We start from the raw sequence: 15049 nt of genomic DNA, 5'->3' as shown, positions 1-15049 counted from the left end.
CTGCCCGGCGCGGCCTCACTCGGGACTCAGGTCCTGCTCCTCATCTTCATCGCGCGGCTCGGCATGCTTGACGATGGTCACCGGCAGCCGGCTGTTGCGCGCCACCTCGCGCGAGACCGAGCCGATCAGCACGCGCCGCAGGCCGCCCTGGCCCAGCGCGCCGATGATGATCTGCTCGCAGCCCGTGCTCTCGGCAATGTCGGCCAGCGCGGCGGCGGGCTCGCCCAGGCCGATCTCCACCTCGTAGGAAATGCCGGCCGCCCGCACCAGGGCCACGGCCGGCGCCACCAGGTGCATGCCGGCGTCCACGCTGGCGGCGGCGATCATGTCCGAGTCCTGCGTGGCCAGCTCGAACAGCGAGGCCTCCTGCTGCACATGGGCCAGCACGAAATGCGCCTGAAGGCCCTGGCGCACCAGGGAGATGGCGTGGTGCACGGCATCCAGCGAGGGCTCGGACCCGTCGACGGCAATCATGATCTTCAGCATGCAGACCTCCTTTTTTGTAGCTGGCGAATCGCAACCACCCCAGTGTAGACGCGGGCCGGCTAAGCCGGACGGGCTCCGGGGACAGTCGCGGCGCGTCCGACACGCGCATGCGGCCATCTGGGACAATGGAGGGCTATGCTGCAATTCGACCTGCTCAAGACCGATCCCTCCAGCCACGCGCGCCGCGGCCAGCTCACGCTCAACCACGGCGTGGTGCAGACACCCATCTTCATGCCCGTGGGCACCTATGGCACCGTCAAGGGCGTGATGCCGCGCAGCCTGCAGGAGATGGGCGCGCAGATCATCCTGGGCAACACCTTCCACCTGTGGATGCGCCCGGGGCTGGACATCATGCAGAGCTTCGGCGGCCTGCACGGCTTCGAGAAGTGGGACAAGCCCATCCTCACCGACTCGGGGGGCTTTCAGGTCTGGAGCCTGGGCGCCATGCGCAAGATCACCGAGGAAGGCGTGCACTTCGCCAGCCCCGTCAATGGCGACAAGCTGTTCATGTCGCCCGAAGTCAGCATGCAGATCCAGACGATCCTGAACTCGGACATCGTCATGCAGCTGGACGAATGCACGCCCTACGAGACCAACGGCCACAAGACCACCGAGGCCGAGGCACGCAAGAGCATGGAGATGAGCCGCCGCTGGGCCAAGCGCTCCAGCGACGAATTCCAGCGCCTGGGCAACCCCAATGCGCTGTTCGGCATCGTGCAGGGCGGCATGTACGAGAACCTGCGCGAGGAATCGCTGCAGGCCCTGGTCGAGATGGACTTCCCCGGCTACGCCGTGGGCGGCGTCTCGGTGGGCGAGCCCAAGGACGAGATGCTGGCCATCATGGCCCACACGCCCCACCGCCTGCCGGCCCACAAGCCGCGCTACCTGATGGGCGTGGGCACGCCCGAGGACCTGGTGCAGGGCGTGGCCGACGGCGTGGACATGTTCGACTGCGTCATGCCCACGCGCAATGCGCGCAACGGCACCATCTTCACGCGCTATGGCGACCTGAAGATCCGCAATGCACGCCACAAGACCGACCACCAGCCGCTGGACCCCAGCTGCACCTGCCACGCCTGCGCCGGTGCCAGCGGCGTGAGCTGGGAGCAAGGCGGACGCGACGGCTTCTCGCGCGCCTACCTGCACCATCTGGACCGCTGCGGCGAGATGCTGGGCCCCATGCTCACCACCATCCACAACCTGCACTACTACCTGAACCTGATGCAGGAAGTGCGCAATGCGCTGGAGGCGGGCAACTTCACTGAAATGCGCGCACGCTTCAAGGCCGAGCGCGCCCGGGGCGTCTGACGCCCCGCAGCCGATCGTTCAGGTCACTCAGGTGGCCAGGGTCGCTCAGGTCGCCATATCCTTGAGCGACCAGGACACGCCGGTCTCGAAGCCGGCGCGCATCTCGTCGGCCACGCGCTCCAGCTCGTCCAGAAACAGGCGCATGGCTGCCGCCCTGGTGTAGCCGATGCGCTGGTACAGACAGCTTGGCAGCTGTGCTCCTGCATCGTGCAGGGGCCGCCAGAGCAGGCGGCCGGCCGCCACATCCTCGGCCACGTTGTCGGGCACCAGGAATCCCAGGGCCGTGCTGCCGGCCACCAGGCGCCGCACCATGGGCACGGAGCTGGTCTCCACCAGCGGCCGCTGCTGGTGCAGGGCTGCGCTGTCCATCTGCTCCAGCATGCTGCGCAGCTCCATGCCCGGCGCCATCAGGATCAGCGGATAGGCCACGCAATCGCGCAGGCGCAGCAGGCGCGGCTCGGTGGCCAGCGGATGGCCGGGGGCCATCACCGCGCCCAGCGGCTGGGGCCAGGCCCGCACCTCCTGCACGCCGGGCGGCGGCGGGCGGCGCAGGCAATAGGCCACATCGATCTCGCCCTGCGCCACGCCGCGCAGCAGTTCCTCGCCCGTGCCCGAACGCACGCTGAAGGTGATGCCCGGATAGCGCCCGTGCAGGCTGGCGATCACCAGCGGCAGCAGGTACTCGGCCGTGGCATGCGACACACCCACGCGCACATGGCCCCGGCGCAGGGCGCGCAGGTCCTCCACCTGGGCCAGCGCGTTGTCGAAGTCACGCTGGCTGCGCCGCACGGCCGCCAGCATCAGCTCCCCGGCCGTTGTCAGCTGCATGCCGCGCGGCAGGCGGTCGAACAGCGGCACGCCGACCTGGGCCTCCAGGTTGAGGATTTGCTGGTTCACGGCGGCCGCCGTCAGGTGCAGCGTGACGGCGGCCTTGCGCACCGAGCCACGGCGCGCCACCTCGTCAAAACAGCGAAAGGCCTGGGAGATTGCGGGCATGGCGCGGAGTGTAAATTTTTATCTGACACCTCATCCAAAACAAACAGCTATTCCTGACGCTTGCGACTGCCTACAGTGGCGCTCATTCCCCGCCCTCCTTTGAAAGCAGCCCATGGCAAGCACCGTAGACCAAGTCACCCAGCGCCGCCGCGGCGTCGGACTCATCGCCCACGACCCCGCCCTCTCGGCCGGCGGCTACACCCTGATCGCGCCGCAGACGGCCGACGGCCATGTCTACCTGGTGGACATCGAAGGCCGCGTGGCCCATGAATGGAAGCTGCCGGTGCGCGCGGGCCGGCACGCCGTGATCCTGCCCAACGGCAACCTGGGCTACAACGGCAACCACCCCCGCTCGCCCGATCGCTATGCGCCGTGGTCCATGTGGCACGGCGGCGATTTCTACGAGGTCACGCCGCAGGGCGAGATCGTCTGGCGCCACGAGGACCCGGACCACCACCATGACGCGCAATGGCTGCCCAACGGCCACCTGCTCTATGCCGCCTGCGCGCCCGTGCCCGAGGGCTTTGCCGAACGCGTGCCCGGCGGCACCGCGCACGGAGCCGGCGAGGTGATGTACGGCGACGTGATCCGCGAGGTGGACCGCAGCGGCCGCCTGGTCTGGGAGTGGAAGGCCTGGGAGCACCTAGAGCCCGAGGATTTCCCCATCCACCCGGGCTTTGGCCGATACCACTGGCCGCTGGTCAACGGGCTGGGCGTGAGGGCCGACGGCAGCGTGCTCATGAGCCTGCGCACCACCTCCGGCATCATCGCCGTGGACAAGGCCAGCGGCGCGGTGACGCTGCACATTCCGCCTTCCGTGGTCTCGCACCAGCATGCGCCCGTGGCGCTGGACAACGGCCACATCCTGGCCTTCGACAACGGCAACTTCCGCGAAGGCGCCCACGTGGCCTTCTCGCGCGTGGTGGAGATCGATCCTGCCGACCACCGCGTGGTCTGGAGCTACCAGGACGAGATGGTCAACGCCTTCTACACCGCCTTCATGGGCAATGCCCAGCGCCTGTGGAACGGCAACACCCACATCACCGAATCGGCCACGGGCCGGCTCTTCGAGGTCACGCCTGCGGGGGAAGTGGTCTGGGAATACATCCTGCCCTGGTTCGCCGAGTATCCCGATGCCGCAGCGCGCCGCACCGGCCCCGGCCGGCTCAACAGCGTGTTCCAGACCTGGCGCTACCACGCGGACCAGCTGCCCTGGCTGGGCGCTGCCGGGAGGCTGGCATGAGCCTCAACCGCAGGCAACTGGCGGCCTGGATGCTGGGCGCGCCCTGGCTTTCGCCGGCAGCCCGCGCCTCCACGGCTGGGGCCGACGCCTGGCCCAGCCAGCCGCTGACCGTGGTGGTGCCCTTTTCGCCAGGCGGCAGCGTGGACGTGGCCGCACGCCTGGTCATTCCGAGGCTGGCCGAGCGGCTGCACCAGCCCGTGGTCATAGAGAACACGGTGGGCGCCTCGGGCACCATCGCCACCCAGCGTGTCATCAAGGCCCGGCCCGACGGGCACACCGTGCTGTTTGGCGTGGCCAGCTGCGTGCTGATCGCGCCGCTGGTCTCGCCAGAACGCTTTCGCTATGACGGCCTCAGGGAGCTGCTGCCCGTGGCGCCCGTGGCCTCTTCGGCCTTCGTGCTGGCAGGCCGCCCCGACCTGCCGGCCGCCACGGCGGCCGAGCTGGTGCAGCTGTCACGCCAGCAACCGGGCCGGCTGACCGTGGGCACCGACGGCGTGGGCACCAGCCTGCACCTGACGGCCGAAATGCTCCAGCAGCAGGCCGGCCTGTCATGGACGCATGTGCCCTACAAATCCGGCCCGCAGGCGCTGACCGAGCTGGCGGGCGGGCAGATCGACCTGGCCGTGCTGCCCGTGGCCCTGGTCCAGTCCTTCGTGCGCGAGGGCAAGCTGCGCGGCCTGGGGGTGACATCGCGCCAGCGGGCCGCCACCTTGCCGCAGACACCCAGCCTGTCGGACACGGCGGTCTGGCAGGCGTTCGATGTCGAAGCCTGGCAAGGCCTGCTGCTGCCAGCCCGCACCGATGCCCGCATTGCAGAGCGCCTGGCCCGGGAGACCGCCGCCGTGCTGGCCGAGCCGGACCTGGTGCGCAAGCTGGCCGAGGCCGGCTTCAAGCCCATGGTCATGGAGCAAGCCCAGTTCACCGCCCACCTGCAAAGGGAGAGAAAGCTGCTGGAGGCCACCGTGCAGGCCGCCCGCCTGCAAGGCACAGGCTGACCCGGCCAGGCCCGGCCAGGCGCTGCTTGCGGTGCTACTGCAGGGCGCCGGGCGAGACAAACGAGAGGCCGGCCATCTGCACCAGGGTCCGGCCCCGGGTCAACGGGTAGGAGGGCGAAGGAGACAACGCGCGCGGCTGCAGCCGGAAAAAGGCCTTGCCGCCACAGCGCTGGCCCAGCATCTCGAACTCGGCGCCTTCCAGGCGGCAATCCACCTGCAGGCCCGGTGCGGGCTCATGGGCGATGCCAGACAGCTGCGACAGGCGCTGCAGCGCATCGGGCTCGGGCAGCACGGTGGTTTCGGCGCTGCCATCGACATGCTGGACATGCACGGGCCGGCCAGCCAGGACCTTGAGCGGATACACCAGTTCCAGGCCCGCCCGCCCGGCGCGCAGGCCCCGCTGCAGGCCGCCGTCGACATCCCCCTGGGCACGCGCCCAGCACGTGAAGCTCAGTCCGCGCGCCGAACCCACGATGCGCACGCGCCAGGCCAGGCTCAGCTCCTCGCAGTCCACCACCGTTTCGTAGAAGGCCTCGAAGCGGCCGGCCCGCTCGCGCAGGCTCAGTTCGCCCGCGCCATGCACACAGCGGTCACCCTGTCCGTCGCGCGCCACAAAGGCCATGGAGCGCAGGATGTCGACGCCGCCATAGCGGACATTGCGCAGGCCGCCGTCGGCCAGTTCGGTGCGGAGCGGGCCGGCCTGCAACTGGCGGGGGCCGGACTGCAGATGCCTATCCCAGCCTTGCGCAGACACCACGATGCCAGCGCCCTCGGGCCCGTTGCCGGCGATTTCAGCGAACCATTGGTTCATATTTGCACCCTTGTCCATTCCGAGCATGGATGCCGATGCTATGGACGATCGGTGCGCATGAATAACGATGTTTTCTGTCACTCGTCGTGAGCTGCACTCACAAGCGGTCAGGCATTCCGGCATCAGTCCGGGGAGCCGGTGCGCCGCTCAAGGCCTGCGGGGCCTGTTGCGGCTCCAGCACCGTGCAGTTGCGGCCCTGGGCCTTGCCTCGGTACAGCGCCGCATCGGCGCGCGCGATGGTGGCCTCCACCGATTCGCCCGTGCGGTACTGCGCCGCGCCCAGCGTGCAGGTGACGCGGGCGCCATCGCCCAGGGTGTGCGTCCACGGAGCCTCGGCAATGCGCAGGCGCAGGCGCTCCAGCAATTCGCCGGCCTGGGCAAGGCCGGTGTCCGGCAGCACCAGCAGGAATTCCTCGCCGCCATAGCGGCCCACGCCATCTGTACTGCGCAGCTGCGACTTCAGCAGCGCGCCGAAAGCGCGCAACACGCGATCGCCGCCTTCATGGCCAAAGCTGTCGTTGATGCGCTTGAAGTGATCTATGTCCAGCAACGCCACGCACAGCACCTCGCCACGCTCCTGGGCGGCGGTGCGCACTTCGTGCAGCCGCTCCATCACGCCGCGCCGATTGCTGACGCCGGTCAGGTCGTCATGGCGCAGCAAGGCCTCGATCTGCGCCAGCGCAGCGGCCAGCTTGTCATTGGCGATGCCCAGCCGGTACTGCATGCTGCGAAAGAAGGTCGCCTGCACGCTGCAGCGCACCACGGCCCCCAGCACCACGCCGAAGGCCAGCAGCTGGCCCGCAGCCGTGTCCGTGGTCATGCGCATCAGCGGACCCCGCCAGCAGATGATGGCGGCCACGGCAACGAGGGTGCCTATCCACGTCAGCCAGAAGCTGGTGCGGCTGCGTGCGAGAAAACCGTCGGCGCTGAAGGCGATCAGCATCACCATCGACTGGAACGCCAGCGCGGGTGCCGCCATGACCATGCCCAGCACGCCGATGATGGACACCAGCTGGTGCGTGAGGAACATGCCCGGATCGCGCAGCTTGTGGCACCAGTCGCTGGCATAGGCCCAGGTGATGAAGCCCATGCCGGCCGCCACCCACAGTCCATAGCCCAGCACCACGGGCCAGGGCGCGTAGCCGGCCCATGCATGGCCCAGGAACAGCAGCAGCGCATAGAGATGGCTGAGCAGCACGGAGATGTGCAGCTGCCAGGTGCGGCGTTTCCAGCGCTCCAGGTGCAGCGCCTCGTCCACCAGCGGTGACGCCGGCTTCGGCCCCCAAAGGAGGCGGTCGGGAAGATTCCGGGAAATGGAGGAAAGCACGGGCATGCAATGAAGCGCGGCGGGCCGGCGGCCCCGATGGGCGCCCATTGTGACCGCATCCGGGAAATCCCGAGGAGCGCGCTCCCCCGCAGGGGATGAACAGGCCCTATCGCAGGCTGTGCGTCTAGGACGCGCGCGGCGGCCGCACATCCTCGGCCACCACGATCTGGTTGCGCCCGCAGGCGCGGCCATGCAACAGGGCTGCCTCGGCCCGCTGCACCAGCCGCTCCGAGGTCTCGCCCGCCTGGAACTCCGCCACGGCCAGGGTCAGGGTCAGCGGGTCCTTGTCGGGATCGGGGATGGGCGTTTCGCTCCAGCGCTGCTGGCGCACACCCTCGCGCACGCGCTGCAGGGCCCAGACGGCCTGGACCGAGGCGGTATCGGGCATCACCAGCATGAAGGTGTCGTCGCGGTAGCGGCCTATGCCGTCCACGGTGCGCAGATGCGTGACCAGCAGGCCGCTGAGCATGAGCAGCACGCGGTCCTGCAGCGAGGGGCCCTTGTAGGCCTGGTGAACACCCACGCGCTCCACCCACGGGTCCAGCTCCAGCAGAACCACGCAAAACGGCTCGGGCTTGCGGGCATGGCGTTCGCGCAGGCCATCGACCACATCCATCAAACGCGCGTAATTGGCCACGCCGGTGAGTGTGTCGCGCCCCGTGGGCAATTGCAGCGAGCCCACGCGTTTTTGCAACTGCTGCACATCGTCGGCCAGTTGGCCGCAATAGCTCGACAGCTGCGCCAGCTCCTCGGTGTACTGGCGCTGCATGCGGCTCAGCGCCTGCCACAGCGCCAGCGCATGCACGGCCAGCGGCAGCAGCACGCTGGCCAGCCACAGGATGCGCACGGCGACCGGGCCCGGCGCCATCTGCGGCATGGGCCTGGCCACCACCACGGCGCAGAGCATGGCCAGCATGGCGCACAGCACCACCACCTGGCCCGTGGGCAGATGCAGCGCCTGCTCGCGCTCGCCATCCCAGGGCAGCCAGGCGACGGCCGCCAGCCACAGCAGGGCACAAGCCCAGGCCAGGGTCGGCTGCCATGCCGCCAGCAGCAAGGCCATCGTGGCCTGTATCCAGCCATGGCCGCGCAGCGTCCGGGTCAGCGGCAAGCCGGCTGCATGGCAGCGCCAGATCCAGGCCATGCCGGCCAATGCCGACAGCGCGGCGTAGGCCGCCCATGCTTTCCATGAAGAAGGGCCCGCCAGCACATGACCTGCCAGAAGGGCCGCCCCCACGGCCCAGGCCGCAAGGGGAAGGACATGGGCGGACCCGCCGGCCGGTGGGTGGGCGGGTTGCGCTGGCGTGTGTTGTGGGGGATACGGCAGCTGGCGTGACATGGCATCCTCGCTGAAGACATCTGCGCCCCGGCCGAGCGCGCAAGCCATGGTGTACCACAACCCCGTGCAGCTTCAAGGGGCTTGGAGCCCCTGACGGCCAGGCCGGCTCAGCCTGGCGCCGGCCCGGGCTCCTGCGCCCGGGGCAGCACCGCACCCGCCTTCCTGCCGTGGCCATCGGCCTGGGCGCCGCAGCTGTGGCAAAAGCGTACAAAGGCGCTCTTGCGGGTGTTGCAGCTGCCGCAGCGGTCGAACAGGCCGATGCCGCAGTGGGGACAGAAGTCGATGGCGCCGTCCTTCAGATCCACGGGGCGCTCGCAGCCCGGGCACACGCCCTTGGCCAGGCGGGCCAGGGCCACGTCGTAGCCCAGTTCCTGGCGCCGCTGCGTCTCCGGCAGCGATTCCTGCTGCTTTTGCCTTTCAAGATAGCGGTTCAGGCCCAGGATGGCCGCGCGCCCCAGCAGCACCGTCACCACGATACCGACCACATAGCGCACGTAGCCGCCGTAGTCGGGCAGGTACGGCACAAGTTCAACGAAGAAAGCGAACAGCGCAAAGAAGATGAATCCCCAGACGAAGGGCCACCAGGTGCTCTTGCGCTGTTTGGCGAACAGCCAGCCGGCCGCCAGCAGCAGCGGCAGGGTCAGCGCCAGGCGGTAGAGAAAGACACGCAGCTCGACGGCGCGCATCTCCGTGCGCCAGGATTCCATGGCACCGTCGCGCAGATCGTCCCATTGGCGGTTGGCCGCGTCCAGGCGCTGCCGCGCCCGCAGGCTCGTATCCTGCAGCCGCTCCACGGAGGCGCGGGCGGTGTTCTCTTCCTGCTTGATGGCATCCAGCGCCTGGGTGCGCGACAGCAGCTCGCTGTCCTGCTCGGGCCGGGCGGTGGCACGGCGCGTGGCCACCCAGTTGTCGAAGGTCTCGCGCGCCGAGCGGTAGCGCGACTGCGCGGCCTGGTACTTGAGCCGTGCGTTCTCCAGCGCCGTTTCCGCCTTGTCGTGGTCGGCATCGGCGGCCTTGATCTCGGCCTTCACGGACTCGGCCGCCTCGGGCGCGATGAAGTCCTCCACCGTGCGCGGCGACTCGACCTGGGGCAGGTCGCCCACCACCAGGCCGCCCAGGCCGATGAGGAAGGACGCGAACACCACCGCCACCAGCCACAGGCCTCGGCGGAACCATTTCTCGGGCAGACGCAGGGCCTTGCTCATGGGGAAACTCCTGTTTCAGTGGCCTGCGGCCGAGGAAGACCGCAGGCGGAGGAAGAGCCGGTCCGGCTCAGGGCAGCACGCGCACCGGACCCGCCAGCTGGCTGCGCTGCAGCCACTGCGTCACCGACTCCACGGTCACGGTCTCTATGCGGCTGGCATAGCGCTTGTCGTTGGGATGGTCGTCGAAGGCGATGTTGGCGGCCGTCACGCGCCCGCCCAGCCGCGACAGCGCGCGGATGACAAGCACGCCCGGCTCGTAGCCCTTGAACTGCAGCCAGGCCTGGGCCTGCTCGCGCCGCTGCACGGTGGCCGGCTCCATGGCGGCGGCCAGGGTTTCGGTGGCCCACTGGTTGGACTGCTGGTAGCGCTGCCCCCAGGCATAGCTGACCATGCTGTAGGGCTCGTGCTGCAGGCGCAGCACGGTCTGGGGCTGGGTCAGAAAGGTCCACAGCGCCTGCTGCACGGCGGGCGTGGGCACCTGAACGCCGGCCTCGTAGCGCCACAGGTCGTCCAGGAAGAACTCGCCCAGGCCCTGGCGGTAGACATGGCCGCCGGCCGTGCCGCATTCGTTGAGCTTGTGCGCCACGCGCCAGGGGCCTTCGGGGGTCCTGTAGGCCCAGCCGTAGTGCGAGTAGTGCAGGTCGTACTTGCTCAGGTCCTGGCCCACGCGCGCCAGCAGCACGACACGGGTGCCGTTCTTCGCGTACTCGGCATCCAGCGCCTGGGATGTGCGCTGGGCAAGGTCCAGCCCCTTTTGCAGGGACTGGGGCGTGAGGGGCTTGTCCTCGCAGCTGCGCCCTGCATGGGCCGTGCCCAGCGCGGCGGCCAGCAGCAGGCCCAGGCAGGCGGCACGGGCTGCAGGGGAAGGAGAAAGCGGCGGTTTCATGGCGGGCATCACAGGCGTTCGTTGTGCAGCAGGGCCTTGCCCATCTCGTTGGGGATGAAGGCCAGCACCTTGCCGGCCGCCGAGATGATGACGCCCGTGCCGATCACGCTGCAGGTCAGCACCGTGCCCACGGCGTAAGCCGAGGCGGAGGCGCCTCGCCCCACCACTTCCACGCTGGCCTGGGCGCCGTCGGAGGCACGCTCCAGCAGGTAGACCGTGCCCGTGGCCGAGGCCTGCACTGCCTTCACTGTCAGCACCGCGCCGCCCACCGACAAAGCGGCAGGCACGGCCACCACGGCGCCAGCGGCCGCCGAAGCCACCGAAGCCGTGCCCACCACGGAGGCCACGGGCAGCATGGACAGCGCCACCGAGGCCTCGCTTTGCGCATGGGCAGGCGCCATGGCCAGGGCTGCGCACAGCGCACCAGCGGCCAGCAGGGCACGCGGCAGGCGCGTGAAAACGGATTGGTTGACCATCATTGCTTGGACTCCTGGAAATGCGGGGAAGGGGTGGACATCACTCGGCGTCGGCCGGTTGCGCGGCCTCGCGGCGGCCATGCATGCGGGCCTGCGCCAGGTCGGCCTCGTGGCGGTCACGCAGCATCTTGGCCAGCGTGAAGGCGGTGGTGATGAGATAGAGCCAGCTCACGCCCAGGAAGGCCTTGTAGGTCACGTTGATGTCCATGCTCACCAGCCCCCAGCCGGTCAGCGCCATGGACACGGCAAAGCCGCCCCAGACCACCAGCTTCCACATGGGCGTGTCGCCTGCGCCGCTGCGGCCGCCCTCGTTGTCCCGCACGAACTTGGCCAGCACGAAGGCGGCCGAGAGGCAGAACACATAGCCCATCACCATGAAGGCCTGCTCCAGCTGCTCGCCGGGCAGCCATGCCAGGCCGATGGCGCACAGCGAGACCGCAATGCCGAACGACACCCACACCTGCAGTTGCCAGGCCCGGGTATCACGCTGAACGACGATGGGAGAAGAGGACATTTGCCGAGGTGCCCCTCAAGGGCATTGGTTGAACACGGGACGCATGGTGCCCAGACGTAACTTGCGTGTCTGCATTCAACCGTAACAGTGGCCAGACACAGGCCATCGAGTATCTTCAAACGGTACTTTTCAAGTTTTTGACTGTTGTTTACACCCCAAAAAGTTCCTGCATGTGACACCAGCACACAGGACATCGGGCACGGCACCTGGGCGACAGGAACCCTGCGGCGCGCCACAGACAATGCGCCCACCCCGGCTGCAGTGCAGCGGGCAATCGCACGTTCGCCACGCTGATTGATGGAGATCTCCCATGACCAAACCCTTTGACCTCGTCGTCCACGGCGCCACCGGCTTCACGGGCCGGCTGGTGGTGGAGTACCTGCTCAGGCGCTACCCCGCAGGCAGCGGCCTGCGCTGGGCCATGGGCGGGCGCAATGCCGCCAAGCTCGCGGCCGTGCGCGACGAGCTGGGCGCGCCCGCCGATACCCCGCTGGTGGTGACCGACACCGGCAATCCCGCAAGCCTGCAGGCGCTGATGGAGCAGGCCCGCCTGGTGCTGACCACGGTGGGCCCCTACCAGCTCTACGGCAACGAACTAGTGGCCGCCTGCGCCCGCGCCGGCGTGGACTATGTGGACCTGTGCGGCGAGCCAGCGTGGATGCGCCAGATGATCGATGCCCACGAGGCCGCAGCCCGGGCCAGCGGCGCGCGCATCGTGTTCTCCTGCGGCTTCGATTCCATTCCCTTCGACCTGGGCGTGTTCATGCTGCAGCGAGAGATGCAGGCCCGCTTCGGCCAGCCCGCCCAGCGCGTGCGGGGCCGGGTGCGCAAGATGAAGGGCACCTTCTCGGGCGGCACGGCCGCCAGCCTCAAGGCCACCATGGCGGCGGCCGCCGCCCAGCCGGGCGTGCTGGATCTGCTGCGCAATCCGTTCTCGCTCACGCCGGGTTTCGAGGGCCCGCGCCAGCCCTCGGGCAGCAAGCCCATGGTGGACGAGGTGCTGGGCCTGTGGGTGGCGCCCTTCGTGATGGCGGCCATCAACACGCGCAACGTGCACCGCTCCAACTTTCTGCTGGGCCATGCCTATGGCGCCGACTTTGTCTACGACGAGATGATGGTCACAGGCGCGGGCGAAAAGGGCGAGGCCCTGGCCAACGCCGTGGCGGCCGACAAGTCGCTGGGCGCGGACGACGGCCCCAAGCCTGGCGAGGGGCCATCGCGCAAAGAGCGTGAATCGGGCTTCTACGACGTGCTGTTCATCGGCACCGACACGGCCGGCCACAGCCTGCGCGTGGGCGTCAAGGGCGACCGCGATCCGGGCTACGGCTCCACGTCCAAGATGATCACCGAGGCAGCCGTCTGCCTGCTGCAGGACGCCCCGGACACGCCCGGCGGCATCTGGACCACGGCGCCCGCCATGGGCAACGCGCTCATCGCCAGGCTCAAGGCCAATGCCGGCCTGAGCTTCACGGTGGAGGAACAGAACCCCTCTTAGGCCGCCAGCAGCCGCTGCACGCGCTCGCGCAGCAGCGCGGGCTGCACCTCGGCCTGGGCCATGGGCTGGCCCACGTTCAGGCCCACGCGGTTGAACAGGCCACGGCGGAAGGGACGCACCATGGCGCCGCCCTGCTCGATGCGGCTGAAGTACGAGCCCCAGAGATTGGTCAGCGCCATGGGGACCACGGGCACCTGCAGGCCATCGGCCTGGGCACGCTCGATGATCTTCATGATGCCGCCTCGGAACTCCTGCAGCTGCCCGTCGCGCGTGATGCCGCCCTCGGGGAAGATGGCCAGCAGGTCGCCCTCGCGCAGCACCTGGGCGGCGCGCTCGAACGCAGCCTCGTAGGTGGCGGGATCTTCCTTCTGGGGCGCGACCGGAATGGCCTTGGCCAGGCGGAACAGCCAGCCCAGCACGGGCACGCGGAAGATGCGGTGGTCCATCAGGAAGTAGATGGGCCGGGGGCTGGCGGCCATGAGCAGCACGGCATCGACAAAGCTCACATGGTTGCAGGCCAGGATGGCCGCGCCGGTGGCCGGAATGTGCTCGTCGCCCTGCACCTTGAAGCGGTACACGAAGCGCGAGGCCACCCAGGCCACGAAGCGCAGCAGGTACTCGGGCACCAGCAAGAAGATGTAGGCAGCCACCACGGCATTGGCAATGCCCGTGATCAGGAACACCTGGGGAATGCTGAAACCTGCGGCCAGCAGCGCGCCGGCCAGCACGCTGGAGGCGATCATGAACAGCGCGTTGAGGATGTTGTTGGCCGCGATGATGCGCGCGCGGTGCGTGGGCTGGCTGCGCATCTGGATCAGCGCGTACATGGGCACGCTGTAGATGCCGGCCGACAGGGCCAGCATGCCCAGGTCGGCCATCACGCGCCAGTGCGCGGGCTGGGCAAAAAAGGCACCCACGCCCATCAGCTCGGAAGCCGGCAGCGCGCGCGAGGCAAAGAACAGGTCCACGGCGAACACGCTCATGCCGATGGCGCCCAGCGGCACCAGGCCGATCTCCACATGGCGGCGGCTGAACACCTCGCACAGCAGCGAGCCCGTGCCGATGCCCACCGAGAACACCACCAGCAGCAGCGAGGCCACATGCTCGTCGCCATGCAGCACCTCCTTGGCAAAGCTGGGGAACTGGGCGAGGAACACGGCGCCGAAGAACCACATCCAGCTGATGCCCAGCAGCGAGCGGAACACGGCGGGCTGCTCGCGGGCCAGCTGCAGGTTGCGCCAGGTTTCGGTGAAGGGGTTCCAGTTGATGACCAGGTGCGGGTCGGTGGCCGGCGCATTGGGGATGAACTGCGCAAAGATCCGCCCGATCACCGCCAGCGCCAGGCAGGCCACGGCCACCTGCAGATGGCCGACCTCGGGCACGGCCACCAGCAGGCCGCCGGCCACGTTGCCCAGCAAGATGGCCACGAAGGTGCCCATCTCCACCATGCCGTTGCCGCCCGTCAGCTCGCGCTCGCTGAGCACCTGGGGCAGGTAGGCGAATTTCACGGGGCCGAACAGCGTGGAGTGCAGGCCCATCAGGAAGACGCAGCCCAGCAGCAAGGGCACATTGGCCTGGATGAAGCCCCAGGCGGCCAGCGCCATGATGGCGATCTCCAGGTTCTTGACCAGGCGGAACATGCGCATCTTGTCCCACTTGTCCGTCAGCTGGCCCGAGGTGGCCGAGAACAGCAGGAACGGCAGGATGAACAGCGCCCCGATCACCAGCCCCGCCATGGCCGAAGGCAGCCAGGAGACGCTGAGCTGGTAGGTCACCATCACGGTGAGCGCGAACTTGAACAGGTTGTCGTTGGCCGCCCCGGAAAACTGCGTCCAGAAGAACGGCGCAAAGCGCCGCTGGCCCAGCAGGGCGAACTGGTTGGGGTGCTCGTGCGCGGCCGATGGCACGGCGCCGGCCGTTGCGGTGGGGGCAGACGGGCTGCCGGTCTCTTGCTGGAACATCTTGTCT

General features: G+C 68.8%; 14 protein-coding genes. 4 read left to right on the top strand and 10 right to left on the bottom strand.

Annotated features, from left to right (window positions below; all coding sequences use genetic code 11):
- Positions 1 to 15: 15 nt before the first annotated feature.
- The gene (locus ACF8NF_RS22145) at positions 16 to 486 is read right to left on the bottom strand and encodes a universal stress protein (RefSeq protein WP_016450367.1); all 471 of its coding nucleotides are present in this window, start codon (positions 484 to 486) and stop codon (positions 16 to 18) included.
- Between the two features lie 135 nt (positions 487 to 621).
- On the opposite strand from ACF8NF_RS22145, the gene tgt reads away from it, so the two are divergent.
- The gene (gene tgt, locus ACF8NF_RS22140; RefSeq protein WP_016450366.1) at positions 622 to 1794 is read left to right on the top strand and encodes a tRNA guanosine(34) transglycosylase Tgt; all 1173 of its coding nucleotides are present in this window, start codon (positions 622 to 624) and stop codon (positions 1792 to 1794) included.
- Between the two features lie 45 nt (positions 1795 to 1839).
- Here the strand turns inward: tgt and ACF8NF_RS22135 are convergent, their stop codons facing one another.
- A complete protein-coding gene (locus ACF8NF_RS22135; protein ID WP_017406524.1) occupies positions 1840 to 2790 on the bottom strand; it encodes a LysR family transcriptional regulator in 951 nt (316 codons plus the stop codon).
- 112 nt (positions 2791 to 2902) lie between these two features.
- On the opposite strand from ACF8NF_RS22135, the gene ACF8NF_RS22130 reads away from it, so the two are divergent.
- Entirely contained in the window at positions 2903 to 4033 is a 1131-nt protein-coding gene (locus tag ACF8NF_RS22130; RefSeq protein WP_392451290.1) for an aryl-sulfate sulfotransferase, read from the top strand.
- Positions 4030 to 5028: a Bug family tripartite tricarboxylate transporter substrate binding protein gene (locus tag ACF8NF_RS22125; RefSeq protein WP_392451289.1), complete on the top strand. Its 999-nt coding sequence runs from the start codon at positions 4030 to 4032 to the stop codon at positions 5026 to 5028. Before ACF8NF_RS22130 ends, ACF8NF_RS22125 begins: the two co-directional genes overlap by 4 nt.
- 34 nt (positions 5029 to 5062) lie before the next feature.
- Here the strand turns inward: ACF8NF_RS22125 and ACF8NF_RS22120 are convergent, their stop codons facing one another.
- The 7 genes from ACF8NF_RS22120 to ACF8NF_RS22090 form a co-directional block, all read right to left on the bottom strand.
- Entirely contained in the window at positions 5063 to 5839 is a 777-nt protein-coding gene (locus ACF8NF_RS22120) for a hypothetical protein (protein ID WP_239009577.1), read from the bottom strand.
- Positions 5840 to 5936: 97 nt separating this feature from the next.
- The gene (locus tag ACF8NF_RS22115) at positions 5937 to 7097 is read right to left on the bottom strand and encodes a diguanylate cyclase (RefSeq protein WP_227740886.1); all 1161 of its coding nucleotides are present in this window, start codon (positions 7095 to 7097) and stop codon (positions 5937 to 5939) included.
- A 193-nt stretch (positions 7098 to 7290) separates the two neighbouring features.
- Complete coding sequence (locus ACF8NF_RS22110) at positions 7291 to 8310, bottom strand: GGDEF domain-containing protein (RefSeq protein ID WP_227472683.1); 1020 nt, start codon at positions 8308 to 8310, stop codon at positions 7291 to 7293.
- A gap of 302 nt (positions 8311 to 8612) precedes the next feature.
- Positions 8613 to 9710 (bottom strand): serine endopeptidase, encoded by a 1098-nt coding sequence (locus tag ACF8NF_RS22105; protein ID WP_392451288.1) that lies wholly within the window; start codon positions 9708 to 9710, stop codon positions 8613 to 8615.
- A gap of 67 nt (positions 9711 to 9777) precedes the next feature.
- Entirely contained in the window at positions 9778 to 10596 is an 819-nt protein-coding gene (locus ACF8NF_RS22100) for a DUF2145 domain-containing protein (RefSeq protein ID WP_392451294.1), read from the bottom strand.
- A gap of 8 nt (positions 10597 to 10604) precedes the next feature.
- A complete protein-coding gene (locus tag ACF8NF_RS22095; protein WP_016450357.1) occupies positions 10605 to 11075 on the bottom strand; it encodes a hypothetical protein in 471 nt (156 codons plus the stop codon).
- Between the two features lie 37 nt (positions 11076 to 11112).
- Complete coding sequence (locus tag ACF8NF_RS22090; RefSeq protein WP_012202471.1) at positions 11113 to 11586, bottom strand: YiaA/YiaB family inner membrane protein; 474 nt, start codon at positions 11584 to 11586, stop codon at positions 11113 to 11115.
- 310 nt (positions 11587 to 11896) lie between these two features.
- Between ACF8NF_RS22090 and ACF8NF_RS22085 the strand changes: the two genes are divergently transcribed.
- Entirely contained in the window at positions 11897 to 13081 is a 1185-nt protein-coding gene (locus tag ACF8NF_RS22085; protein ID WP_392451287.1) for a saccharopine dehydrogenase family protein, read from the top strand.
- Here the strand turns inward: ACF8NF_RS22085 and ACF8NF_RS22080 are convergent.
- Complete coding sequence (locus ACF8NF_RS22080; RefSeq protein ID WP_392451286.1) at positions 13078 to 15042, bottom strand: MFS transporter; 1965 nt, start codon at positions 15040 to 15042, stop codon at positions 13078 to 13080. The two genes, ACF8NF_RS22085 and ACF8NF_RS22080, sit on opposite strands and share 4 nt — an antisense overlap.
- Between the last annotated feature and the right edge of the window lie 7 nt (positions 15043 to 15049).

This window comes from Delftia sp. WSY_22 (genome assembly GCF_043104185.1).
Lineage (GTDB): Bacteria > Pseudomonadota > Gammaproteobacteria > Burkholderiales > Burkholderiaceae_C > Comamonas > Comamonas tsuruhatensis.
This window is presented reverse-complemented; position numbering and strand designations above follow the sequence as displayed.

Coding starts and splice junctions, on each gene's coding strand:
- ACF8NF_RS22145 (WP_016450367.1), bottom strand. CDS start 486: ATGCTGAAGATCATGATTGCCGTCGACGGGTCCGAGCCCTCGCTGGAT.
- tgt (WP_016450366.1), top strand. CDS start 622: ATGCTGCAATTCGACCTGCTCAAGACCGATCCCTCCAGCCACGCGCGC.
- ACF8NF_RS22135 (WP_017406524.1), bottom strand. CDS start 2,790: ATGCCCGCAATCTCCCAGGCCTTTCGCTGTTTTGACGAGGTGGCGCGC.
- ACF8NF_RS22130 (WP_392451290.1), top strand. CDS start 2,903: ATGGCAAGCACCGTAGACCAAGTCACCCAGCGCCGCCGCGGCGTCGGA.
- ACF8NF_RS22125 (WP_392451289.1), top strand. CDS start 4,030: ATGAGCCTCAACCGCAGGCAACTGGCGGCCTGGATGCTGGGCGCGCCC.
- ACF8NF_RS22120 (WP_239009577.1), bottom strand. CDS start 5,839: ATGAACCAATGGTTCGCTGAAATCGCCGGCAACGGGCCCGAGGGCGCT.
- ACF8NF_RS22110 (WP_227472683.1), bottom strand. CDS start 8,310: ATGGCCTGGATCTGGCGCTGCCATGCAGCCGGCTTGCCGCTGACCCGG.
- ACF8NF_RS22105 (WP_392451288.1), bottom strand. CDS start 9,710: ATGAGCAAGGCCCTGCGTCTGCCCGAGAAATGGTTCCGCCGAGGCCTG.
- ACF8NF_RS22100 (WP_392451294.1), bottom strand. CDS start 10,596: ATGAAACCGCCGCTTTCTCCTTCCCCTGCAGCCCGTGCCGCCTGCCTG.
- ACF8NF_RS22095 (WP_016450357.1), bottom strand. CDS start 11,075: ATGATGGTCAACCAATCCGTTTTCACGCGCCTGCCGCGTGCCCTGCTG.
- ACF8NF_RS22090 (WP_012202471.1), bottom strand. CDS start 11,586: ATGTCCTCTTCTCCCATCGTCGTTCAGCGTGATACCCGGGCCTGGCAA.
- ACF8NF_RS22085 (WP_392451287.1), top strand. CDS start 11,897: ATGACCAAACCCTTTGACCTCGTCGTCCACGGCGCCACCGGCTTCACG.
- ACF8NF_RS22080 (WP_392451286.1), bottom strand. CDS start 15,042: ATGTTCCAGCAAGAGACCGGCAGCCCGTCTGCCCCCACCGCAACGGCC.